Genomic DNA, 21,050 nt, shown 5'->3' with positions numbered 1-21,050 from the left:
TCAGAGATGTGTATAAGAGACAGGTCATCGATCGATCAAACGAGGAGTTGGATGTCGGAGTCGGCCATGTCCTGGAGGGCCGTCGCTGCGCCGACGCCCGTGGTGACGCCGTCGTAGAAGTCGTCCTCGTCGTAGTCCATGAGGTCGATGGTCATCTGGCAGGCCTGGAACTCCACGCCCATCTCGAGGCTCGTCTCGATGAGTTCCTCAATGGACGCGGTGTCGTTGTCCTCGATTTTCTTTTCCATCATCCTCGTCGTCACACGGTCCATACCGGGGAGCGCGGCGACGGCGTTCGGCACGGGCATGTTGGGGTTCCCGACGGAACTGAGCTTGAGGTTCTTCGAGCGCTCCTCGTGGAGGATGTCCAGCCCCCAGAACGTGTGGAAGACGGTCACATCGTAGCCGAACGCAGCGGCGGTGCTGGCGAGGATGAGCGGCGGGTACGCCATGTCAAGCGTTCCCTTCGTCGCGATGATGCTCATCTTCTTAGTGTCGTCCTCGCTGGTGGCCTCGGCGAGCGCCTCCTCGAGTTCGTCGACGCGCGCGGCCAGCTCCGCACGCGAGGGCGCGTCGTCGGGCGACGCGTTGGGTGTATCCGTACTCATCGTCACTCCGTCTTGCGGACGTAGTGTTTGTACACGTCGTCGCCCTCTTCCTGATCGACGAGTTCGACGCCGTCGGTACCGGAAGCCCATCCGTCGATGTCGCTCATGCTCCCCGAATCGGTCGCCAGCACTTCGAGGATCTCACCCGCGGCGAGATCGTCGATGGCGGACTTCGTTTTCACCACTGGCATGGGACACGATGCACCCTTCACGTCGAGCGTCTCCGTTATGTCGAATTCAGCACTCATGATTTCTCTGCTCCGATAGTCTGTATTGGAGCTACCTCACAATACCCACTACCCAAGTAAAAGATTGTCGATTCTTGTGCTAACTACAAACAACCGCGAATCGCGTTATATCGGCTATAGGGCTACGATGCGCCAACTTACAGGGCTTAGTCGATATCAATAGGGCGGTATTGTCCAATAGTATTGTTCAGAATAGGATTTACTATGCAAATGCTTTTATACGTCTAGCCGGTAGAACCGACCGCACAACATGAACGCTGACGACTTTCCGACTCCGGACGTTGCCGTGGAATCGATCGACCCGGAATCACTCAAGGACCGCATCGACGCCGGCGAGGATATCACGCTCCTCGACGCGCGCATGCAGTCCGACTATGAGGAGTGGCGCATCGACGGTGAGAACGTCACGTCGATCAACGTCCCGTACTTCGAATTCCTCGAGGACGAGATCGACGACGACGTCCTCGATCGAATCCCTGACGACCGCGAAGTGACCGTCCTGTGTGCGAAAGGCGGCGCCAGCGAGTACGTCGCGGGCACGCTCGCAGAGCGCGGCTACGACGTCGACCACCTTGAGGACGGGATGAACGGCTGGGCGCGCATCTACGAGCGCGTCGACGTCGAGCGCTACGAGGGCGCCGGGACGCTCTATCAGTACCAGCGCCCCTCGAGCGGCTGTCTCGGCTACCTCGTCGTCGACGGCGACGAGGCGGCCGTGATCGATCCGCTGCGCGCGTTCACGGATCGGTACCTCGAGGACGCCGATGAACTCGATGCCGATCTGACGTACGCCATCGACACGCACGTCCACGCGGATCACATCTCCGGCATCCGCGAGCTCGACGACGAAGGCGTCGCGGGCGTCATCCCCGAGCCGTCGGTCGACCGCGGCGTCACGTACGCCGACGAGATGACCCTCGCAGCGGACGGCGACGAGTTCCGGGTCGGCGACGCGACGATCGAGACCGTCTACACGCCCGGTCACACCTCCGGGATGACCTCGTACCTGATCGACGACTCGCTGCTCGCGACCGGCGACGGCCTGTTCGTCGAGAGCGTCGCCCGCCCTGACTTAGAGGAAGGCGACGAGGGCGCGGAAGACGCCGCACGGCAGCTGTACGAGACGCTGCAAGAGCGCGTACTGACCCTGTCCGACGACACGCTCGTCGGGGGCGCGCACTTCAGCGACTCCGCCGTGCCTGCCGACGACGGCACCTACACGGCCCTGATCGGCCAGCTCACCGAGGAGATGGACGCCCTGACGATGGACGAAGACGAGTTCGTCGAACTGATCCTCTCGGACATGCCGCCCCGGCCGGCCAACTACGAGGACATCATTCCGACGAACCTCGGTCAGCAGGACGCCGACGACGAGGAGGCGTTCGAACTCGAGCTCGGCCCGAACAACTGCGCCGCGAGCCAGGGATCGCTCGCCGATGACTAACGCCCGATGATACCCGATCCAGTCCCGCTCCAGCTGACCGCCGAGCTGTTCCCCAACGGGATCAGCCGCTACGCAGTCGGCGGGTTACTCGTCGGTCTCGGCGCGGTCGTGATCTACGTCGGGACCGGCATCGCAGCCGGGGCGAGCACGTTCCTCGAGTCGACGCTGTCGTATGTCTCCGGGCAGTCGCGGTTCCAACAGTACGTCTCGTCTCGAGACTGGCGCGTCGTGTTCACGCTCGGCATCGTTCTGGGCGGGCTAGCGTTCGCGGCGACGGTCCAGTCCGGAGTGATAACGACCTCGCTCTACGAGCCCGGGACGACCGGCGAACTGTACGAGGTCGGCGGCGTGACGCTCTGGTCGACCGACGTGCAGGCCTGGCGGCTGCTGCTCGGCGGCGTGTTCGTCGGAATCGGCACCCGAATCGGCAAAGGGTGTACGTCTGGCCACGGGGTCTGCGGCGTCGGTTCGGCGTCGAAGACCTCGCTCGTCGGCGTGGCGACGTTCCTGACGGTCGCGATCGTGACCGCACAGATCGTCGCGGCACTGGGGGTATCGCCATGAGCGAGGCCCGCCACCCACTGTTCATGCCGCTGATCCTCGTCGGCGGCCTGATCTTCGGGTTTGGGCTCGGGTTCAGCCAGATGGCGCGTCCGGAGGTCGTGCTGAACTTCCTGCAGTTCGAGGACTTCGGACTGCTGTTCGTCATGTTCGGCGCGGCGATCGTCTCCGGGATTGCCTTCGCCGTGCTGCCCCGGATACGGGACAGCGCGCCACTGACGGGCGATCGGTACGAACGCCGGCTGAAGCCCTTCGACCGAAACGTCCTGATCGGCGGGGCGATCTTCGGCGTCGGGTGGGGCCTCTCGGGCATCTGTCCCGGCGCCGCCTACGCCAGCCTCGGGGTCGGCAACGTCTCCATCCTGTGGGCACTCGCCGGCATGTTCGCCGGCGCGTACCTGCAGGGAGTCTGGCGAAGCAAGCGCGCCGCGGCCGACACGGCCCCGGCGGGTGCCGACTAACGCCGTTTACAGTTCGTGTTTCACAAACTGAAACAGCAGCATTTCGTACACTAATGGATCCGGGAACGATACTACTGTTCGCAGCCGCCGCTCTCGCGAGCCTGTTCATGGCGTGGGTGATCGGCGCCGGCTCGAGCGGCGCGACCCCGTTCGCACCGGCCGTCGGCGCGAACGCGATCTCGACGATGCGCGCGGCGTTTCTCGTCGGCATCCTCGGCTTCGCCGGCGCGGTGACGCAGGGCGGAAGTGTCTCCGAAGCCGTCGGTAGCGGCCTCGTCGACGGGATTAGCCTCCCGGTCAGCGGCGTCATCGTCGTCCTGCTGATCGGTGCCGGGCTGATGGCGATCGGGATCTACACGGGGTATCCGATCGCGACCGCATTCACCGTGACCGGGTCGGTTGTCGGCGTCGGCCTCTCACTCGGCGGCGATCCGGCCTGGGGGAAGTACGCCGAAATCAGCGCGGTCTGGGTCCTTACACCGTTCATCGGCGGGGGCATCGCATACGGTATCGCGAGTGTTCTTCCGCGACCGGACGTTCCCGAGGACGTCAGCGTTCCCTTCCTCGCTGGAATCGTCGGCACGGTCGTCGCGAACCTCGAGTTCGCATTCCTCGCATCGGTTGGCGGAACGCTCGCCGCCGGCGGCGCCACCGCGATTCCGTTCGACGGTACCGCCGCCACGGTCGCAGTCTCGCTGGGTTTCGGAGCCGTCGCTGCGGCCGTCGTCCGCTGGGACGTCAGTCGCGACGAGGCCGGCGGTCTGCGCCGGTTCCTCCTCTCGCTGGGCGCGCTCGTGGCGTTCTCGGCGGGCGCGAGTCAGGTCGGTCTGGCCGTCGGACCGCTGTTCCCGCTACTTGAGGAACTGCCGACGGTGTCGCCGATCGTGGTCCTGCTCGGCGGCGGCGTCGGAATCCTCGTTGGCTCGTGGACGGGCGCCCCGCGAATGATCAAGTCAATCTCCCAGGAGTACGCGTCGCTGGGGCCGCGTCGCTCGATTGCGACGCTCGTCCCCTCGTTTCTCATCGCACAGAGCGCGGTCCTGCTGGGGGTGCCGGTCTCGTTCAACGAGATCATCGTGAGTGCCATCGTCGGCAGCGGGGCCGCGGTCGCTGGCGGAGCCGGCGTCAGTCCGCGAAAGCTGGGACTCACCGTCGCCGCCTGGGTCGGATCGTTCATACTCGCGTTCGGTCTCGGCTACGGGTCGATGCTTCTTCTGGACCTCTGAAGCTGCAGGACGCGTTCGCCCTTCTTCGATCACCGTCCGTTTTCGATCGAATCTCGGTCGGAATAGCGGGTTGCCTATACGCTTTCGAGAAGCTACGGTAGCAATCGGCCGATCGATGGCCGGTTCGACGCGACGACGCGATAGACGAACGACGACAGCGAGGACGGTTACGCGAACTGGTGACAAGTCGAGCGCCTCGACGGGACGCTCCTCGGTTGGCGTGACCTGACACACCCCCACTCCGAACAGCCGTTCACTCGTTCCGAGTGCGGTAAAGTGCCTGACGATGTCTCGTGTGTCTTGTTCGCGGTCACGACGAGATCCACGGCTACGGTGGACGAGCGATGCTTGTTGCACTCCAGTCAGGCGAGACACGGGTCGCCGACCAGGGATCGGAGTCGGACTCGTTCGGCGAGCGCGACTGTCCGTAATGGTCTCGCGAGTCCCGCGCTACGACGGTCGTCGCCGGTGGTCGGTCAGTAGAGGCGCTCGGTCGCGATCTCGGCGCCCTCGACGAGCGCCTCGAGTTTGGCCCACGCGATCTCGGGGTCGACCATGCCGAGGCCGGCCTGCGTACCGAAGCCGCAGTCGGGCGCGGCGACGATCGGCGTTGATTCGTCGACTGCGTCGGCGACGCGCTCGAGGCGGTCCGCGATCGTCTCCGGATGGTCGATAATGTTCGTCTTGACGTCGATGACGCCGGGCATCAGCGTCCAGTCGTCGGGAAGCGGCTGTTCGGCGAACGCGCGGTACTCGTGCTGGTGGCGGGGGTTGGCCTGTTCGACGCTCAGTCCAGTGATGTCGGCCTCGTAAATCTCCGGCAGGAGGTCGACGAGGTCCGCGTCGAGGTGATGGGGACCCTCGTAGCTCCCCCAGCAGGTGTGGAGACGGACCTGCTCTTCCGGAACATTCTCGAGGGCCTCGTTGAGCGCCTCGACGTGGAGGCGCGTCGCATCCTTGACGTCCTCGAGCGGTTCGTCCGCGTAGGTAGCCGTTTGGCCGATGGTGAGCAGTTCGGGCGCGTCGATCTGGAGGGTCATCCCGGTCTCGGCGACCAGTTCGTACTCCGTCTGCATCGCGTCCGCGACGGCGAAGAGGTACTCCTCGTAGGTGTCGTAGTACTCGTTAACGTGCGTGGTCGCGACGATGCTCGGCGACGCCGAGGTCACGAACGTCCCCTCGAAGTCGGCGTCGACGGTCGCGAGCGCGTCTCGGAACGCCTCGAGTTCGTCCTCGGCCTCCGCGCGGCCGGTGTACTCGATGGGGCCGTCGACGACGGGCTGCATCGAGAGATCGATGACGTCCGTCTTGAACGTCTCCTCGGCGTACTCGGGGAACTCCTGGAGGTCCGCCCAGAGTTCCTGTTCGCGCTTCCCGTCGATACCGCTCAACCGATCGGCGACGTACCAGTTGAACGAGACCCGCGACTGCTCGCCGTTGTTAACGACGTCGAGTCCGACCTCGGCCTGTCGCTCGACGACGTCCCGCGTGGCCTCCGCGACGGTTTCGTTCCACTCGTCCTCGTCGACCGGTTCGTCGTTCTGCCGCGCCTCGAGGAGGTCGAGAAGCGCCGGCGGGCGCGGGAGGCTCCCGATGTGCGTCGTACGGATTCGGTCGTCGGTGGTCGTCATTGGGTACTCTTGTGAGTAATAGTTCCAGCAGATAATATAACTGGTGATATTCTCACGATCGACGGCGGTCACGACGGTTCGATAGCGTCTCCGTCGTTCGAAAACGGCGAAATTCCGTCGGGTACCGGATCAGTCCGGAACCGTCGTCAGTGATACGCCTTTTCGCCGGCCTCGATCGGGACCTCGAGCCAGTTTTCCGTCGGCGGGAGCGGACACTCGTACCGATCGGAGTAGGCGCACGTCGGGTTGTACGCCTCGTTGAAGTCGAGGATCCAGTTTCCGTCGTCCGTTCGGTGACCGTCGTCCTCGAGGTCGAGGTACCGACCGGCCCCGTAGGTCTCGTCGCCGCTGGTCGCGTCCCGGAACGGGACCCAGAGCCGTTCGTCGTCCGGGTCCGATTTGTAGGCCTGGAGCGCGACGTCCTCGCCGCCGACGGGAAAGCGGAACTCGCCCCAGCGCAGGTACTCCTGCTCGCCGTCCGTGCTCGTCCCGACGGTGACTCGTTCGGGATCGTCGTACTCGTCCAGCGGGAGTTCGAACCGGTAGTCCTCGTCGACCGGGTAGTACTCGAGGCCGTCGAACGACTCGCGTTCCGCGTCTGGGATCGGCGAGTGCGGATCGTCGCCGAAGTACCGGTCTTTCTCTTCCCGTTGCGTTTCGATCGTTCGTCTCCAGTCAGTGGACATGGGTGAACGTCAGTGTGTCGCGGTCGCGTCGCCGGTCCCGCGTCGGGAGTCGGACCGGGTGCGCTGTTCTGGTGGTCGCTATCGCCCGCCGTGAGCCGGGTTGGCGCTTCGCTATGCGTGTTGCTCGATCAGTCCCTCGAGGGTCGCGCGGTCCTGAGCGCCGACCGTGCGCTCGACCGGCTGGCCGTCGGCGTAGAGGACGAGCGTCGGAACGCCGCGAGCGCCCAGTTGCTGGGCGATCTGCTGGTGGCGGTCGACGTCGACCTTCGCGACCGCGGCGTCGGTCTCCGCGGCGAGGGCCTCGATCATCGGCTCCATCATCTGGCAGGGGCCACACCAGTCGGCGTAGCAGTCCACGAGGACCACGTCGTGCGCCGCGACGACCTCGTCGAGATGACCCTGACCCGTGATCGCAATCGGTTCGTCGGGCGTATCGCCCTCCTCGTCGGCGTCGGACGCGTCGAAACCCCCACCGTTCTCGAGGCGTTCCTGCAGCTCTCGTTTCTTCTGCTCGCGGATCCGTTGGCGTTCGTCGTCGATGGACTCGCTCATCGGACGAGAGTACGGGCTCCACGATTATAACGATTTTGTGTATTATGAGCAATATTGTGGCGGCGGAGTGTCCTGGCTTCCTCGCTGCGGCGACGTGACCGGCTGATCGATGTTTGCGGCGGTCGTCCCGAGCAGCCCCGAACGAGGCGGTTACTACTCTTCCCGACACGGACCATGTTGGGAGAGGTTGCCCGATGCGGTCGCTCACCGCGGATCCGATACGGGCCGATTCGGTGAGCGGGAAACCGCTTGAGGCCGGTCGCCGGGATATATTTATCGCCTATTCCTGCACATGTGGTTTTTACGATGGTGGCATTACTATACAATACTACTCTCCAAGTGTGATCGAACGATGACCGACCCACACGAAACGATCGGACGGTATGCGAGCCGAGCGACGGCCCTCGGCGTCGCCCTCCTCGTCGCCGCGACCGCGACGGCGTCCGCGCAGCCCCACGGCGGCGGTGCCGGTGGATCGATGGGCGGCTGGGGAGCCTTCGGCGGCTGGACGTTCCTCTGGCCGATCGTCCTGCTCGGCCTGCTGGCCCTACTGATCGTCTGGGCCGGTGGTCGGCGCCGGGGTGACAGAATCGATCGTACCGACCTCGCTGACCGACCCGACCGCGCGCTTGAGGAACTCCGCGAGCGATACGCACGCGGTGAGCTCTCGGACGAGGAGTTCGAGCGACGACGAGGCAACCTGCGACCCCAGACCAATGACTGACGCACACAACTCAGACGTGACGATCGATTCGCGAGACGCATCGTGTCCCGGCCCGTTGATGGACCTCATCGGGAAGGTGAAGAATCTCGACTCGGGAACCGTGGTCAAACTCCAGACCACCGAGCGCAACTCTACGATGGACGTTCCGGAGTGGCTCGAAGAGGCCGGCCACGACTTGGTCGAGATCGAAGAGCGCGACGACTACAGGAGTATCTACCTGGAGGTCAACTGAAATGCACCGAATCGCCATCGTCGGCGGCGGAACGGGCGGTACGGTCCTCGCGAACCAACTCGCGAGCGAACTACAGACGGAGATCGAGGACGGCGAGGTCGAGGTCCGGCTGATCACGGCCGATCCGAACCACGTCTACAAGCCGACGTTCCTGTACGTGCCCTTCGGGAAGAAGACGGTCGACGACGCGAAACGGCCGATCGAGGAACTGGTCGACCGTCGCGTCACCCTGACGATCGACGAAGTCACCGACGTCAGTACGGACCGGAACCGGCTCTCGCTGGCCGACCGGACGACCTCCCTACGCTACGACCAGCTCGTGCTGGCGACCGGTGCGAACCTCGAGCCCGAGGCCGTCCCGGGACTCGCGGAGGGCGCCCACCACTTCTACGGCCCAGACGGCGCCGAGCGGCTCCGGGACGAACTCGCCGACTTCACCGAGGGTCACCTCGTCCTGAGCGTCGTCGGCGTCCCGCACATGTGTCCGGCGGCGCCCGTCGAGTTCCCGCTGATGGTCGACGCCTGGCTCCGCGAACGGGGCCGACGCGAGGACGTCAAGATCACCTACACGTACCCGATCAACCGCGCCCACGGCCTCGAATCGGTCGCCGACTGGGCGACCGACCTGTTCGAGGAGCGCGATATCACCCTCGAGACGTTCTTCAACGTCGACGAGGTTGATCCGGACGCGGAGGTCATCCAGACCGTCGAAGGCAACGAACTCGAGTACGACCTGCTCGTGGCGATCCCGCCCCACCGGGGCAGCGATCTCGTGACCGACGCAGGGCTGGGCGAGGACGGCTGGGTCGACGTCGACAGGCACACGCTCGAGGCGACGGCGGCCGAGGACGTCTACGCGATCGGCGATGTCGCGGACGTTCCGACGAGCAAGGCCGGTAGCGTCGCCCACTACGAGGCCGGCGTCGTCGCCGATCGGATCGCTAGCCGTGCCCGCGGTGAAACGCCGACGGCGACCTACGACGGGAAGACCGTCTGCTTCCTCGAGGCCGGCATGGACGAGGCGACGTTCATCGAGTTCACCTACGGCGAGGAGCCCTACGTCCGCGAGCCGTCGAAGCCGCTCCACTTGGCGAAGCTCGGCTACAACGAGTCCTACTGGCTCACCGCACGGGGGTTGCTGTAGATGTCCGAATCAGAACCCACGTCGGAATCCGCCGAGGACGCAGCAACGCTCGAGGACCTCGTCGCCGACAACCCCGACGAGGTCGCTCGATTCCTCGAGCGCCTCGGGGCCGTCAACGAACTGCTCGATACCGCGGACCTCGCGACCGCCGCGATGGACGACCGGATGGTCGAGGATGTGGCCGGGACGGCGACGAACCTCGGCGCTGCAGCCGACGGACTGGCGACGCCCGAGGCCGCGCGGCTCGGCGAGGCAACCGGCGAGAACGCCGACGAGTTGGCCGACGCAATCGAGACGCTCGCCCGCCTGCAGCGGTCGGGCACGCTCGACGACCTGCTGGCGATGGCGGACCTGCTCGCGCTCGCGTCGAATGCGATGGACGACGAGATGGTGACCGACTTCGCGGCGACCGGGACGCGCCTCGGCGAGGTCGCCAACACCGCGACCGACGACGACGTGGCCCGGACGCTCGAGGGCCTGCTCGAGGCGGTCGGCGAGGCCGGTTCCGAACCGGCGGACCCCGTTGGTCCGATCGGCGTCGCGAAAGCGCTGCGCGATCCGGACGTTAAGGCCGGACTGGGCTTTCTGCTCTCGCTCGCGAAGGCAATGGGGCGGACGACGCGATAACTGTCCAGTCGTTCGTGAATTCCTAGGCTGGGGGTTCACTGAACGACACGATCATACTGGACGCGAACTGGATACGCTCGATTCCGCGTTTCGTTCGAAATCAGTCATTTGAGTCAGGAGCTGACCGTTTATCATCCGTCGGCTCAGGCTGTAACTGGCGGACGAGGTTCAAATGCATCAAGTGAAGATGCATTCCGATTCCGTACAGGATGGTACCCAGTCCGACAAACGTGAGCGGCATAAGTATCGACTCGATTGCCTCTGATGGACTACCGAGATTTGCGGGAAGGACGACAACAACGGCTAACAGAAACGCAGTTAGTATGATGAACAATCCAATACGGACTACACGGGAGTACCTACCGACCTGTTGAATGCGTTCTTCGATCTCCTCTCGGGAGGGTGGCGCTGTCTTACGAGCCATGGCGTATGATTTCTAGCATCGGACAGGGGTATGATGATGCCGACAATACGCTAGTAGCGAAAACGGAAGGGGTTGTGGACGGACAGGATTGGTCGCAGGTTCTACGCCGATACCATCTCCCGACAGGACTCGGCACACTCTCGAAGCACGTCAGCACAGACCTGACAGTGTTCCTCGTCATGTTGTTCGCATTCCTCTGCACACTCTTCACATGCACCAGCACAGGCTTCCGCAAGTTGCGGACTGTAGTTCGAGTTCCGCACCATGAAGCGTGCGTGCATCGTCGTGAGGTCGGCAACATCCCGGCAGAGACGAAGACACTTGGCCATTCCTTCGCCTTCACCAGCACATTCATCAGCACACCATTCACACGCTTGAGCGGCTTCGAAACAGTTGTCGATGCACTCTGCCATCTGGTCGTTCTCGCCGACGTGGTCGATTTGAGTTAACGCCATCACTCACTGTTCCACCAACCTACGGCGTAAAGCATGGGCTGGAATTGGCAACCGTTCACTGAATACTCTGTACTGACCGGTAGCTCCAGTCGAACCGGAAGGCACAGGAAGAAGAAGAAGAAGATACCTCGAGCGCGAGTAGCCGTGATCCACGGGCAACGAGTATTTTAACATTCCCAAGGCAGTCTAGGTGACAAGGAGTACTCGAGGGGGCGACGTTTTCGCTCACTCTGCCCGCGGCGGCTGATCAGGAGACGTGATCGAACACGCCCCGACCCGCCACTATCGCTCTCGACGCAAGCGTTCGCGGCGCTCCTCGAACTCCTCGTCCGTTAGGTCACCGCGGGCATAGGCGGCCCTCAACTCCTCGATAGCGGGATCCGTCCGTCGGCTACTAGACCCCCGAATCGCGCTGTACAGGAGGTATCCAAGGCCGATGACTACCAACAATGGAATAATCGACATGAGAAGCCACATCCACACCGGGCCGGTGCCGCCCCACATCGCGCCGTTCCACATGTGGCCGCCGCCCCAGACGCCCATCATGGGCATCGCGAGCGCCATCATAAGCACTGGAAGGAGCAGAATCGCGGCGATCACGATCAGTAGCGTCCGAATCAATGACTCGTCGGTTGCCATACGTTGGCATTCGATCGCCGGAGTATTGAACGATATGGGGGATATCGATTACTTGGAACGGTCCATCAGTCCGTCCGCGTTAAGGGCCGCTATCGATTCTCGGGGGTCACGCTCGAGCGGCAGATTCGACGAGTTCGGATGCGGATCGATAGATCAGGTCGTCCGCATCGCTCTCGAGGAGAGGTACTACGACGATCCCCGCGAGACGACGTTTCGGACCGTCGATCAGGCCGTTCGGTCCGGCGGGATCAGCATGACGTTCCCGTCCGCCCGTGCGACGATGTCCTCGGAGACGCTCCCGAGCAACAGTCGGCGGAGTCGGCTGTGCCCGCGCGAGCCGACGAGGATCGTCGTGGGTTCGTACTCGTCCTCGGCGGCGAGGATTTCGTCCGCCGGATCGCCCTGCCGAACTGCCGTTCGCGTCTCGATCCCCCAGTCCTCGAGTTCGACCGCCAGCTCTGCTAATCGTACGTCGGGATCGGTACCCTCCGGGAGCGCCGGATCCTTTGGCGTCTCGACGTGGACCAGCGTCGCCCTCTGCGTCGCGTGACGGAGGTACGAGAACGCCTCGAACGCCCGCTCGGCGTTCTCCGAGAAGTCCGTCGCGTACAGCATCCGCTGGAACAGGTGTTCGCGGACGACAGTCGGCTCGTCCGCCCCGCGTTCGATCCGGTTGACCAGCAGCGGGACGACTGTCGTCCGCGCGAGGTTGCGCGCAGTCGATCCGATGACGCGGTTATCGAGCGGACTCTTCCCCCGCGAGCCGACGACCGTGAGGCTGGCGCCGACCGCCTCGGCGATGCCGTTGATTCGGCGGTGGGGTGTGCCGCGGACGACGTGCGACTCGACGTCGAAGCCCGCATCTTCGATGACGCGTCGGTAGCGAGCCAGCGCCCGCTCGCGACGTTTCTCGAAGTCTATCCCGGGCATTCCCGCGTGAACGTTCGACGGGATCACGGTCACGAGGTGGATCTCCTCGACGCCAATTCGGCCGAGGCACTCGAGGCAGGTCTCGCTCTCGATCGTCGCCTCGCTGGCGGCGGAGAGGTCGGTCGCACAGATCGCTTTCATACTACTCATAGGACCGATACCATGATATTGTTACCGGTGATCAATATCGGTGCCGACTGATCGGTCTCGGACGATGCGGACGACGAGCCAGACATCGGTGAGCGTCAGCCAGTAAGACGTCACGGACGTGATCGGTAGAACCGCACGACGCGGTCGCTTCGATCGCGCGCGAACTGTGCGGACGGCTCGCCGCTCGGACCACATATCTTCATAAGTTATCCGAATATTCCCGTAGGATAGCCGTGAGATAGACCGCAGTAATATTGTGCGCAATTCCCAAAAGCATTATATCCATCCTCCGGGTAGACGATACTGAGCAGAAACCCATGAGATGCACACAACCGAACGGTGGTGGTCGATTCCGATGATCGACCTCGCCGCGTCTTCGTCAGCAGTACAGTCAGGCGCCCTCGTCGGTGCCGTCCTCCTCGAGGCGATCGTCCTCTATGTCGGGTACGGCGCGCTCGAGCGAGTCGCAACGCCGATCGTCGAGAAAATCACACGGGCATAGATGGAGCTATTCGGAATCGGTCTGATGACGCTCGCACTGTTCGTGAGCTTCGGCTTCATGGTCGGTGTCCTGTTCGGCTTCTTCGGCATGGGCGGGTCGTTCCTCGTCACGCCGGCGTTGCTCGTGATGGGATATCCCGCCAGAGTCGCCGTCGGGAGCGGTATGGCCTTCGTTTTCGGGACGGCAATGATCGCGACGCTAAAACACCGCGACCTCGGCCAAGTCGACTACAAGCTCGGCGGGTTGATGATCGTCGGGACGACGAGCGGCATCGAGGTAGGAAGCCGGATCGTATACTACCTCGAGGAGCTGGGGCTCGCCAGCGGTGCCATCGGCGTCACGTACGTCGTCCTGTTGGGCGCGGTCGGGCTGTTCGTCACCCGAAATGCGCTCGTAAACGACGGCGGAGGCGATTCGGGTGGCGGCCACCACGAGGCCGACGAGGAGTTCGACCCGGACGCGATTCCACCCCTCGCGAAGCGGATTCAGTCCTATCGCATCCCGCCGATGATGACGGTCGCCGGCGGAATCCAGGTCTCGCTCTGGTTGATTTTGGCCGTCGCGTTCGCCACGGGCCTGTTGTCGGGCTTCCTGGGTGTCGGTGGCGGTTTCGTCAAGATGCCCGCGATGGTCTACCTCATCGGCGTCCCGGTTCCCGTCGCGGTCGGGACCGACCTCTTCGAGATCGTCTTCTCGGGCGGGTTCGGCGCGTTCACCTACGGGCTCAACGGCGGCGTCGACCTCTCAATCGTCGCGCCGCTACTTGCGGGGAGCGCGCTCGGCGCCCGGATCGGCTCGGCCGCGACCGGCATCGTTGACGAAGACGACATCAAGATCTATTTCGGACTAATGCTGGTCGGTGGTTCGATCGCTGTCGCATTCCGGCAGGCCGGCGACTACTTCGGGATGGACGTGCTGAATACGCTCAGCTTTGCCTTGATCCTACTCTCGGCGTTCATGGTCAGTGGGGCCGTGATCGTCAGCACGATCACGACGATGCGTGCGCAGTCGAACGCGTCCGCGACGTCCGCAGACTGACGCCGTAGACGTTACTCGTCCCGTTTGGATATCGGCTCATCGAGATTGTACAATATTCACACAACCCTTATACCGACGCGGTCCCTACCGGCTAGTAGTACAATGGCTAATTCAATGGCGGAACAACTGCAGCAGGACATGGAGTGCGAAGGGCTCTTGGAGTGTATTCACGGACTCAAGCAACTCGATAAGGACTGTTTCCGCGTGATGGTTGAGAGCGAGGAAGCGCTGACGATCGACGAGGTCGCCGAGCGGGTCGACCGCGAGCGCTCGACCGCGTACCGATCGATCCAGCGACTTCTCCAGAGTGGATTCATCCAGAAGGAGCAGATCAACTACGCTCAGGGCGGCTACTACCACGTCTACTACCCGACGGACCCGACCCAGATCGCGAACGACATGCAGCGAAAGCTCAATGACTGGTACGCGAAGATGGGGCAGCTCATCCAAGAGTTCGAGGACAAGTACGAACACGCCGAGGCCGACATCGAGATCCCCGCACAGAGCTAGTCGTCTTTCGGCCGCTACTCTCCTCGATCTCGTCCGTACTCTCACTCCCCTCGAACCGCTTTTGGGTCGTTTCACTGACGGGAGTCCCCCGACGAGCCCACCGCTTCAGCGCTGGATAGTCGAATCGTCGACGTCGGCGCTATCGGCGTCCTCGTCACTGTTCGGCAGGACGGTGAACGGCCGCATCATGTCGTGGTCCTCGTGTTCGAGCATGTGACAGTGCCACATGTACGTTCCCGTCTGATCGTTGAATAGTCCGTCGTGCCTCCCGAAGTGGACGATAACGTGGACTATTTCACCGGGATCGACGGTGATCACATCGTTCCATCCTCGTTCGTACGGCTCGGGTGCTTCGAGCGCCTCAAGGTCGATCTCGTCTTCGTCCGGATCGTAATCCCCAATCGGCTGTCGGCCCAGCATCTGGAAGTGCACGAGGTGGAGATGCATCGGATGGGACATCCCACTTCGGTTGGCAAAACTCCAGATCTCGGTGTCACCGAGCGCCGGTTCCTCGGTCATGGGGGCGTCGATCTTGAGGCCGTCCCGCTCGTCTGCCGTTCCGAGCAAGTGGAGCAGTCGGCCGTAGTCGTCGGCCGTGCCGCCGTTGAGCGTGAGATATCGCTCGTTGTCGACCGAATTGACGGGGATGTCCGGAACACGAGTGAGTTCGTCGGGGAGCTCAGTAGCATCCTGTGAATCTCCGGGCTCGTTCACGTCCACGAGCATGATCTCGGGGAGCGAAACAATGTCGTCGTCCTCCAAACCCGTCCTGCCGCGATACTGAGCGGGCGCGTTGTTGTGGAGCAGCAGCGTCTCGCCGGCGTATTCGGAGAAGTCAACGACGACATCGGCGCGCTGGCCAACGCCGAGCTCGAGGCGATCGCTGATCTCGACCGGCGTCGAGAGGAGGCCGCCGTCGTTCCCGATCTGGACGAACGACGGTCCATCTCCACCAGTCTCGCCCGACGATTCGTCGTACCGGCGGAATTTGAGAGAATAATATCGACTGTTCGACCCGTTGAGGAGCCGGAACCGATACGATCTGGGTTCGACGGAGAGCTGAGGCCAGGCCTTCCCATTGACGACCGACGTGTCGCCATAGAACTGCGGAACGATACTCGGATCGGGGTATGACTCGTCGCTGCCGCCTTTCTCGTCCGAGATGGCTGTTGGATAGAACAACGATCCGTCCTCCTCGAAACTCCGATCCTGGAGGACGAGCGGGATTTCGTACTCCCCCTCGGGCAGATCGAGGCTCCGTTCGTGGTCGTTCCGCAGGAGATAGAATCCCGCGAGCCCCGCGTAGACGTTTAATCGCGTAATACCGAGCGAGTGGTCGTGATACCACAGCGTCGCCGGTGGCTGGTCGTTTACGTAGTAGTAGTCTTTCTTCTCGAACTCGAGGCCCGTCTCCTGAAAGTCTCGAGTGAACCACGCCTGTGCATGACCGTCGCTCTCGGACTCGACGTTTCCGCCGTGAAGATGCGTTACGGTCCGTACGCCCGGCGTATCGTACGGAATGAGGTCGCTATGAATTGTCGTGTCTTCAGGCAGGAGGTGCTTGTTCGGGAGGTCGTTTGTCCAGCGAACGTAGATGGGTTCCCCCTGCTCGGCTTCGATCGTCGGGCCCGGGAACTGTCCATCGTAGCCCCAGACGGTCGTCGACGGGAGGTCGCGGTGGAGCTTCTGTTCGACCTCGCGCATCTCGATTTCATATCGGGGGTGTCCGTCCTTCGTACCAGACGGTTCCGCAATGCTCGGACGGGGGACTTCGTTGACCCACTTCTCGAGCTCCGGCGACGAGTGGTCCGTTATCGTCGTCGCGCTCTCCGCTCGGGACGGATTCGTAGGCGCCGAACAGCCTGCGAGAGTCGAGATACCCGTGGCACCGGCCGCGATGCAGAGCTTGCGGCGTGATATCCCCGATACGGACGGCTCAGTGTGATCTCCCATGGTACGACGGTTCGTATGAACTCCCCGTATATGCGGGGTCGGTCGATTCCTACCACACCGGAATCGGAACAAGGACATTGTCGAACGGATGATTACGTAACTAGCTTCTGATTTGAGATGTCCGTCTGTGCCCTCACGATGCCAAATACGAAAACAACGAGGTGGTAGATCGGAGAACTGAAGGAGAAGTCACCTACCGCCATACCTGCCGATGCGACCGATGGCGCCGTTCAGATCGTCCGACTCGGGACGGGAACGGTCACCTCCCTCGTCCACGACGGCAATGAGGCGATCGTCGTCAAACCAGGTCAGTACGTCGATCAGTACCCGAGCACGACTGACCAGCGCGACTTGGATATCGTCGGCGTCGAAGACACTCACGCCCGCACTGACCACGTCTCAGTTGGCCGCTGTCTCGCGGGCGAAGTCGATGTTTGTGTACGAAGCGGTCACGGTGCCCTCGGGACCACCACGCCGCTCGAGGACGGCGCACTGATCCGGGTGGCGGACGTCAAATCGTCACCCGTTGTTCGAGGCCGAGAGTCGCTCGATCTACGTGCCGGATTTTCAGATCCGTTGCAAAATCTGATCGATGAGGATGACGATACCACCGATAATGACCCAGAGAGCCGGGACGATGACAAGTAGCACTACCCAGTGTGGGACCGGTGTCGGTGGCGCTTGCGGAGGACCATGTAACGGACTCCTTTGGAGGAGGAGGCCGGCTTTCGATAGGAGTTGGAGAGTTACCGTTATCATGGGTGAGCAGCCGTAGATGGATCGATTACGTCCGATCGTCTGGGCTGCCGCTACGGTTCTGTATCCCTGTTCTATAGACGTAATATCCCGCGGCGACGAAGAGGAGGCTGACCGCTATCCAGTGGGGATTGTATTGCCCGCCCGGGGACAGGGGCTGACCGCCAGGGCCCACGGGTTGATGAAGGCCCAAGAGGGCATGATCAATGAGGGCGTCATATACGTCGAACACACCGAGACCGATCAGAGCAGCACCGGCCAGCGGTCGCACAGCTAACGGGACAATAGTTCGTCGCTCCGACTGCCAGACGAGGCCCGCCCCGATTCCCATAATGATCAGCATTCCGAGCGAGAACAACCCGTCTGCGAGGATATTCATCTCGAGACCGTCCAACGTGTACATCGGATAAAGGCCAGAGACGAGATGATGCCACTGAAGGATCTGATGCAGAACGATAACGTCGATTAAACCGCTGAAGCCGAATCCGAACACTCCTGCCGAGACGAGAGCGCGTCGAGTCACCGTCTTCTGCGTCCGATCGGATGCGGTATCCGGTTGGCTGCTCATGAAGTGGTGTTCGCGTCCTTTACGGAAGGTTTCTGTTCAGTGATTGATGGAATATCACTACTGCTGAAACGCGTTCTACCGAATAATCGGATCTCTTTCCCTTGGACCGCGTTACTGCACTGCGTGTGTCTCGAGCGTATCGACGAGCGTTTCGGCCTGCTGGAAGCCGTCGTCGAGGCGGGCAACCTCCTCACCGTCACGCAGGACGACGAGAGTCGGGACGCTCTGGATGCCGAACTCGGCGGCAAGATCGGGAACGAGACCGGCGTTGACCGTCGCTACGATTCCCGGTGCGCTGCGTGCGACCGCGCCGAGTACCGGCTCCATCGACGCGCAGATGCCACAGCCGGACGTGACGAACTCGAGCAAGACGAGGTCGTGTGTCGCGAGCAGTTCGTCGTAGTCGGCTACGTCGTTCAACTGGACGGGTTTTTCAGCCGGGCGGCCATCGTCGGTCGGCTCCGAGGGCGTTGTGTCAGTCATCACTGGTAGTAGGGCGCGGACGCATTTCAGTGTTTTGTGGAAAGGGGACAATACTGACTCCCGGCTGGTAGCGCGAGCCACAGGTGAGAGCCGTTCACCGGTTACTACCGCCGATCCACTGAAATAGCAGTGAATATCACCTCCATCTATGACGGGGTGGCGTCCGAGAAAACCTCGTAAACGTCTCCGAACGGGGCCCGACTCGCTACTTTCTGCGACTGACGGTGACTCGAGCCGCGATAAATCTCGCCGTATCGCACAGTGGAATACGTCGAGAGTGCTGATAGCCTGAAAACGACGGCGTCGTGCCGTCTCTATCTACCTAGCATGAGTGCCTCCGAATCCAGAGTCGACGTTGAACAGTTCCTCACCAACCTCCTCGAGTTCCGATACCGAGAAGTGACGATGGTCGGCGCGACGCTGGCTGTTCTCGTCGCCTCGATCATCTTCTTCCCCGGGTTCGAGAACGTCGGGGACGGCGTCCAGTCAGATCTCTCGATCAGCTTGCTCGCCGTGCTGAGCCTGGTCGCGATCGTTGCCGGCGTCGTGAAGGGGATGACCGGCTTCGGCTACTCGCTCATCATGACGCCGATCTTCGCTACGGTAATCGATCCGACCGTCGCCGTCGTCGTCCTGGCGATCCCGCCGTGGATGCTCAACATGTTCCAGATCGCCGAAACCGGGACGGGACGGGCGTTTGTTCGCGAGGAGTGGACGCTCCTGTTGCTCGCCGTCGTCGGGACCGTCATCGGCGTCGCGGCGCTGGCGACGTTCAGCGCTGGTCCGATCGTCGCGTTCGTGATCGGCCTCGTCCTCCTCGGCTACGTGGCCTTCCAACTCGTCCAGAACTTCGTCACGGTCGAGGAGGCACATCACCCGTTCGCCCTCGGTGCCGCCGGGTTCTCTCAGGGCTTCCTTCTCGCGTTCGCCAATCTCGGACCGCTGCTTCCGGCGTACTTCCACACCTTCGAACGGGACACGGAGCGATACATCGGCGGATTGGCGATGGTACTCGGGACGATCTTCACGATCCGGATCGTGCAGATGGCGCTGTTCACCGACCTCCTGACGACCTACCGGCTTTGGCTCGGTTCGGTCATCGCAGTGGTCACTATCGTCGGCCTGCTGCTCGGCACGTACCTCCGGCGCCTCGAGTTCGACGAGCGGACGTTCAACTGGTTTGTCGTCGGACTCCTGTTCGTGATCTCGGTCAACATCTTCCGAAACACCGTGCCAGCGCTGTTCTTCTAGTAAACGATTAGCGCCAGATAGAGCTGTCCGATCCCCGCGAGGAGCATCACGCCGCCGGCGAGTCGCTTCAGGTGTTCCGAGTAGGCCGCGAACCGACCCGCGCTCGCGACCAGCCCCATCCCGGTCGCGACCGTCACCGCGATCATCAGGGCGACGACGCTGCCGACGTAGGTGGCGAGGACGAGCGCCGCGGCATCGGTCGGCAGGGACAGCGAATGGGCGACGACCGCGAGGAAGACCGGTGCGACGCACCCGGCTCCCGCGAGCGCGTATCCCGCACCGAAGACCCCGAATCCGAGGACGCTCGAGCGCCGCTTCGGAAGCGGAATCGACAGTGAGGGGGCGCGACCGACGACGACGAGAGCGCCGAAGACAACGAGCAGTGCGCCGACGAGCGACTCGAAGCTCGTGAGGTTCGACAGCGTCGACCGACCGAGCCAAAACGTCGCGCCGATGAGGGCCGCGAACGTCCCCAGGACGCCGATACCGGCGACGATGCCCCGGAGGGTCGCACCGCCAAGCGACGCATCGTCCCCGTCCGTTCGACTCACGTAGAACCCGACGTATCCCGGCAACAGCGGATACGCGCAGGGGCTGAAGAAGGTCGCGACGCCGGCGGTGAGCGCGAAGCCGACCGTCGACAGGTCCGTCGCCCCGATCATACGTCGGCCTTCGCCTCGAGCGCTCGTTCGATCCCCGCCACGAGTTCGTCGGCGGTCTTGACGCCGGAATCGGACCACTGGACGCGCCCGTCCGCGTCGATCGTGACGGCGGAGGGATAGCCGCCGGCGAGGTACCGCGCGGTCAGTTCGGCGGTCGGATCGAGGCCGAGCAACCAGTTCCCGTCGTGTTTCTCCCACCAGTCGACTAGTTCTGCTTTCGTCACTGATCGCTCAATCGCTTCGCTCGTGATCGAGATGAACAGCACGTCGTCACCGATGCGATCGTTCGCCGCCGCAAGTGCGGGCATCTGCTCGATACACGGCGGACACCACGTGCCGAAGAAATCGATGAACGTGGGTCGGTCGGACGCCGGAACACGGACCTCGCCGGCTTCGCTTCCCGGGGCATCGATCGTCTCGATCGTGAGCGGTTCGGTGTCCGGAGATCCTGTTCCATCCGAATTGCCGCTCTGGGTTTCGTCTCTTCCATCTCCGAACGACGGTGGACCGCGTATCGCCAGCGCTCCTGCGCCACCGATCGTACCCAGACTGCCGACTCCAGCGAGGATATCTCGCCTGCGCATC

The 21,050-nt window shown here is 62.9% G+C and carries 27 protein-coding genes; 12 read left to right on the top strand and 15 right to left on the bottom strand.

Annotated elements, in window-relative coordinates:
• Positions 1 to 35: 35 nt before the first annotated feature.
• Positions 36 to 608, bottom strand: a complete 573-nt coding sequence (locus C489_RS13110) for a DsrE/DsrF/DrsH-like family protein (RefSeq protein WP_006431774.1) — start codon at positions 606 to 608, stop codon at positions 36 to 38.
• A gap of 2 nt (positions 609 to 610) precedes the next feature.
• The gene (locus tag C489_RS13105; protein WP_006431773.1) at positions 611 to 856 is read right to left on the bottom strand and encodes a sulfurtransferase TusA family protein; all 246 of its coding nucleotides are present in this window, start codon (positions 854 to 856) and stop codon (positions 611 to 613) included.
• A 250-nt stretch (positions 857 to 1,106) separates the two neighbouring features.
• Between C489_RS13105 and C489_RS13100 the strand changes: the two genes are divergently transcribed.
• The 4 genes from C489_RS13100 to C489_RS13085 are packed head-to-tail and all read left to right on the top strand — an operon-like array spanning position 1,107 to position 4,548.
• Positions 1,107 to 2,300 carry an MBL fold metallo-hydrolase gene (locus C489_RS13100; RefSeq protein ID WP_006431772.1) on the top strand — a complete coding sequence of 398 codons (1,194 nt, stop codon included), beginning with the start codon at positions 1,107 to 1,109 and terminating at the stop codon, positions 2,298 to 2,300.
• A 6-nt stretch (positions 2,301 to 2,306) separates the two neighbouring features.
• A complete protein-coding gene (locus C489_RS13095; RefSeq protein WP_006431771.1) occupies positions 2,307 to 2,864 on the top strand; it encodes a YeeE/YedE family protein in 558 nt (185 codons plus the stop codon).
• A complete protein-coding gene (locus C489_RS13090; RefSeq protein ID WP_006431770.1) occupies positions 2,861 to 3,322 on the top strand; it encodes a YeeE/YedE family protein in 462 nt (153 codons plus the stop codon). The genes C489_RS13095 and C489_RS13090 overlap by 4 nt, the downstream gene beginning before the upstream one ends.
• Positions 3,323 to 3,375: 53 nt before the next feature.
• A complete protein-coding gene (locus C489_RS13085; protein WP_006431769.1) occupies positions 3,376 to 4,548 on the top strand; it encodes an inorganic phosphate transporter in 1,173 nt (390 codons plus the stop codon).
• 476 nt (positions 4,549 to 5,024) lie between these two features.
• Here C489_RS13085 and C489_RS13080 read toward each other — a convergent pair whose 3' ends face one another.
• From C489_RS13080 to trxA, 3 genes are all read right to left on the bottom strand, one after another.
• Positions 5,025 to 6,179 (bottom strand): cobalamin-independent methionine synthase II family protein, encoded by a 1,155-nt coding sequence (locus C489_RS13080; RefSeq protein WP_049890851.1) that lies wholly within the window; start codon positions 6,177 to 6,179, stop codon positions 5,025 to 5,027.
• Positions 6,180 to 6,325: 146 nt separating this feature from the next.
• Positions 6,326 to 6,865, bottom strand: coding sequence for a DUF1684 domain-containing protein (locus tag C489_RS13075; RefSeq protein WP_006431766.1), 540 nt, complete (start codon positions 6,863 to 6,865; stop codon positions 6,326 to 6,328).
• 111 nt (positions 6,866 to 6,976) lie between these two features.
• Positions 6,977 to 7,417 (bottom strand): thioredoxin, encoded by a 441-nt coding sequence (trxA, locus tag C489_RS13070; protein WP_006431765.1) that lies wholly within the window; start codon positions 7,415 to 7,417, stop codon positions 6,977 to 6,979.
• A gap of 352 nt (positions 7,418 to 7,769) precedes the next feature.
• Between trxA and C489_RS13065 the strand changes: the two genes are divergently transcribed.
• The 4 genes from C489_RS13065 to C489_RS13050 are packed head-to-tail and all read left to right on the top strand — an operon-like array spanning position 7,770 to position 10,144.
• On the top strand, positions 7,770 to 8,141 hold the full coding sequence (locus C489_RS13065) for an SHOCT domain-containing protein (RefSeq protein ID WP_006431764.1): 372 nt from the start codon (positions 7,770 to 7,772) through the stop codon (positions 8,139 to 8,141).
• Positions 8,134 to 8,373, top strand: coding sequence for a sulfurtransferase TusA family protein (locus C489_RS13060; protein ID WP_006431763.1), 240 nt, complete (start codon positions 8,134 to 8,136; stop codon positions 8,371 to 8,373). The genes C489_RS13065 and C489_RS13060 overlap by 8 nt, the downstream gene beginning before the upstream one ends.
• A 1-nt stretch (position 8,374) precedes the next feature.
• Entirely contained in the window at positions 8,375 to 9,517 is a 1,143-nt protein-coding gene (locus tag C489_RS13055) for an NAD(P)/FAD-dependent oxidoreductase (RefSeq protein WP_006431762.1), read from the top strand.
• Positions 9,518 to 10,144: a DUF1641 domain-containing protein gene (locus C489_RS13050; protein WP_006431761.1), complete on the top strand. Its 627-nt coding sequence runs from the start codon at positions 9,518 to 9,520 to the stop codon at positions 10,142 to 10,144.
• A 100-nt stretch (positions 10,145 to 10,244) separates the two neighbouring features.
• Here the strand turns inward: C489_RS13050 and C489_RS23075 are convergent, their stop codons facing one another.
• From C489_RS23075 to C489_RS13030, 4 genes are all read right to left on the bottom strand, one after another.
• On the bottom strand, positions 10,245 to 10,568 hold the full coding sequence (locus tag C489_RS23075; protein WP_006431760.1) for a hypothetical protein: 324 nt from the start codon (positions 10,566 to 10,568) through the stop codon (positions 10,245 to 10,247).
• A 101-nt stretch (positions 10,569 to 10,669) separates the two neighbouring features.
• Positions 10,670 to 11,023, bottom strand: coding sequence for a four-helix bundle copper-binding protein (locus C489_RS22645; protein WP_006431759.1), 354 nt, complete (start codon positions 11,021 to 11,023; stop codon positions 10,670 to 10,672).
• 282 nt (positions 11,024 to 11,305) lie between these two features.
• A complete protein-coding gene (locus tag C489_RS13035; protein ID WP_006431758.1) occupies positions 11,306 to 11,662 on the bottom strand; it encodes an SHOCT domain-containing protein in 357 nt (118 codons plus the stop codon).
• Between the two features lie 225 nt (positions 11,663 to 11,887).
• Positions 11,888 to 12,733 (bottom strand): universal stress protein, encoded by an 846-nt coding sequence (locus C489_RS13030; protein WP_006431757.1) that lies wholly within the window; start codon positions 12,731 to 12,733, stop codon positions 11,888 to 11,890.
• Between the two features lie 364 nt (positions 12,734 to 13,097).
• Between C489_RS13030 and C489_RS22210 the strand changes: the two genes are divergently transcribed.
• The 3 genes from C489_RS22210 (at position 13,098) to C489_RS13015 (ending at position 14,792) form a co-directional block, all read left to right on the top strand.
• Positions 13,098 to 13,244, top strand: a complete 147-nt coding sequence (locus C489_RS22210) for a DUF7512 family protein (protein WP_169331189.1) — start codon at positions 13,098 to 13,100, stop codon at positions 13,242 to 13,244.
• On the top strand, positions 13,245 to 14,282 hold the full coding sequence (locus C489_RS13020; RefSeq protein ID WP_006431755.1) for a sulfite exporter TauE/SafE family protein: 1,038 nt from the start codon (positions 13,245 to 13,247) through the stop codon (positions 14,280 to 14,282).
• A gap of 102 nt (positions 14,283 to 14,384) precedes the next feature.
• Positions 14,385 to 14,792 carry a helix-turn-helix domain-containing protein gene (locus C489_RS13015; RefSeq protein WP_049890843.1) on the top strand — a complete coding sequence of 136 codons (408 nt, stop codon included), beginning with the start codon at positions 14,385 to 14,387 and terminating at the stop codon, positions 14,790 to 14,792.
• Between the two features lie 105 nt (positions 14,793 to 14,897).
• On the opposite strand, the gene C489_RS13010 is transcribed toward C489_RS13015, so the two are convergent.
• The 4 genes from C489_RS13010 to C489_RS12995 form a co-directional block, all read right to left on the bottom strand.
• On the bottom strand, positions 14,898 to 16,745 hold the full coding sequence (locus C489_RS13010) for a multicopper oxidase family protein (protein WP_083902816.1): 1,848 nt from the start codon (positions 16,743 to 16,745) through the stop codon (positions 14,898 to 14,900).
• A gap of 189 nt (positions 16,746 to 16,934) precedes the next feature.
• Positions 16,935 to 17,126 carry a hypothetical protein gene (locus tag C489_RS23070; RefSeq protein WP_152423163.1) on the bottom strand — a complete coding sequence of 64 codons (192 nt, stop codon included), beginning with the start codon at positions 17,124 to 17,126 and terminating at the stop codon, positions 16,935 to 16,937.
• 403 nt (positions 17,127 to 17,529) lie between these two features.
• Positions 17,530 to 18,069 carry a DUF2243 domain-containing protein gene (locus tag C489_RS13000; protein ID WP_049890841.1) on the bottom strand — a complete coding sequence of 180 codons (540 nt, stop codon included), beginning with the start codon at positions 18,067 to 18,069 and terminating at the stop codon, positions 17,530 to 17,532.
• 111 nt (positions 18,070 to 18,180) lie between these two features.
• Positions 18,181 to 18,552: a thioredoxin family protein gene (locus C489_RS12995; RefSeq protein ID WP_006431748.1), complete on the bottom strand. Its 372-nt coding sequence runs from the start codon at positions 18,550 to 18,552 to the stop codon at positions 18,181 to 18,183.
• 327 nt (positions 18,553 to 18,879) lie between these two features.
• Here C489_RS12995 and C489_RS12990 point away from each other — a divergent pair, with 327 nt between their 5' ends.
• Entirely contained in the window at positions 18,880 to 19,803 is a 924-nt protein-coding gene (locus tag C489_RS12990) for a sulfite exporter TauE/SafE family protein (protein ID WP_006431747.1), read from the top strand.
• Here the strand turns inward: C489_RS12990 and C489_RS12985 are convergent.
• Both C489_RS12985 and C489_RS12980 read right to left on the bottom strand, forming a co-directional pair.
• Complete coding sequence (locus C489_RS12985) at positions 19,800 to 20,465, bottom strand: cytochrome c biogenesis CcdA family protein (RefSeq protein ID WP_006431746.1); 666 nt, start codon at positions 20,463 to 20,465, stop codon at positions 19,800 to 19,802. The genes C489_RS12990 and C489_RS12985 overlap by 4 nt on opposite strands.
• Positions 20,462 to 21,049: a TlpA family protein disulfide reductase gene (locus C489_RS12980; RefSeq protein WP_006431745.1), complete on the bottom strand. Its 588-nt coding sequence runs from the start codon at positions 21,047 to 21,049 to the stop codon at positions 20,462 to 20,464. Before C489_RS12980 ends, C489_RS12985 begins: the two co-directional genes overlap by 4 nt.
• Position 21,050 lies beyond the last annotated feature (1 nt).

Origin of the sequence: Natrinema versiforme JCM 10478 (assembly GCF_000337195.1) — an archaeon.
Classification (GTDB): Archaea; Halobacteriota; Halobacteria; order Halobacteriales; family Natrialbaceae; genus Natrinema; species Natrinema versiforme.
This window is presented reverse-complemented; position numbering and strand designations above follow the sequence as displayed.

Coding starts and splice junctions, on each gene's coding strand:
- C489_RS13110 (WP_006431774.1), bottom strand. CDS start 608: ATGAGTACGGATACACCCAACGCGTCGCCCGACGACGCGCCCTCGCGT.
- C489_RS13105 (WP_006431773.1), bottom strand. CDS start 856: ATGAGTGCTGAATTCGACATAACGGAGACGCTCGACGTGAAGGGTGCA.
- C489_RS13100 (WP_006431772.1), top strand. CDS start 1,107: ATGAACGCTGACGACTTTCCGACTCCGGACGTTGCCGTGGAATCGATC.
- C489_RS13095 (WP_006431771.1), top strand. CDS start 2,307: ATGATACCCGATCCAGTCCCGCTCCAGCTGACCGCCGAGCTGTTCCCC.
- C489_RS13090 (WP_006431770.1), top strand. CDS start 2,861: ATGAGCGAGGCCCGCCACCCACTGTTCATGCCGCTGATCCTCGTCGGC.
- C489_RS13085 (WP_006431769.1), top strand. CDS start 3,376: ATGGATCCGGGAACGATACTACTGTTCGCAGCCGCCGCTCTCGCGAGC.
- C489_RS13080 (WP_049890851.1), bottom strand. CDS start 6,179: ATGACGACCACCGACGACCGAATCCGTACGACGCACATCGGGAGCCTC.
- C489_RS13075 (WP_006431766.1), bottom strand. CDS start 6,865: ATGTCCACTGACTGGAGACGAACGATCGAAACGCAACGGGAAGAGAAA.
- trxA (WP_006431765.1), bottom strand. CDS start 7,417: ATGAGCGAGTCCATCGACGACGAACGCCAACGGATCCGCGAGCAGAAG.
- C489_RS13065 (WP_006431764.1), top strand. CDS start 7,770: ATGACCGACCCACACGAAACGATCGGACGGTATGCGAGCCGAGCGACG.
- C489_RS13060 (WP_006431763.1), top strand. CDS start 8,134: ATGACTGACGCACACAACTCAGACGTGACGATCGATTCGCGAGACGCA.
- C489_RS13055 (WP_006431762.1), top strand. CDS start 8,375: ATGCACCGAATCGCCATCGTCGGCGGCGGAACGGGCGGTACGGTCCTC.
- C489_RS13050 (WP_006431761.1), top strand. CDS start 9,518: ATGTCCGAATCAGAACCCACGTCGGAATCCGCCGAGGACGCAGCAACG.
- C489_RS23075 (WP_006431760.1), bottom strand. CDS start 10,568: ATGGCTCGTAAGACAGCGCCACCCTCCCGAGAGGAGATCGAAGAACGC.
- C489_RS22645 (WP_006431759.1), bottom strand. CDS start 11,023: ATGGCGTTAACTCAAATCGACCACGTCGGCGAGAACGACCAGATGGCA.
- C489_RS13035 (WP_006431758.1), bottom strand. CDS start 11,662: ATGGCAACCGACGAGTCATTGATTCGGACGCTACTGATCGTGATCGCC.
- C489_RS13030 (WP_006431757.1), bottom strand. CDS start 12,733: ATGAAAGCGATCTGTGCGACCGACCTCTCCGCCGCCAGCGAGGCGACG.
- C489_RS22210 (WP_169331189.1), top strand. CDS start 13,098: ATGATCGACCTCGCCGCGTCTTCGTCAGCAGTACAGTCAGGCGCCCTC.
- C489_RS13020 (WP_006431755.1), top strand. CDS start 13,245: ATGGAGCTATTCGGAATCGGTCTGATGACGCTCGCACTGTTCGTGAGC.
- C489_RS13015 (WP_049890843.1), top strand. CDS start 14,385: ATGGCTAATTCAATGGCGGAACAACTGCAGCAGGACATGGAGTGCGAA.
- C489_RS13010 (WP_083902816.1), bottom strand. CDS start 16,745: ATGGGAGATCACACTGAGCCGTCCGTATCGGGGATATCACGCCGCAAG.
- C489_RS13000 (WP_049890841.1), bottom strand. CDS start 18,069: ATGAGCAGCCAACCGGATACCGCATCCGATCGGACGCAGAAGACGGTG.
- C489_RS12995 (WP_006431748.1), bottom strand. CDS start 18,552: ATGACTGACACAACGCCCTCGGAGCCGACCGACGATGGCCGCCCGGCT.
- C489_RS12990 (WP_006431747.1), top strand. CDS start 18,880: ATGAGTGCCTCCGAATCCAGAGTCGACGTTGAACAGTTCCTCACCAAC.
- C489_RS12985 (WP_006431746.1), bottom strand. CDS start 20,465: ATGATCGGGGCGACGGACCTGTCGACGGTCGGCTTCGCGCTCACCGCC.
- C489_RS12980 (WP_006431745.1), bottom strand. CDS start 21,049: ATGCGCAGGCGAGATATCCTCGCTGGAGTCGGCAGTCTGGGTACGATC.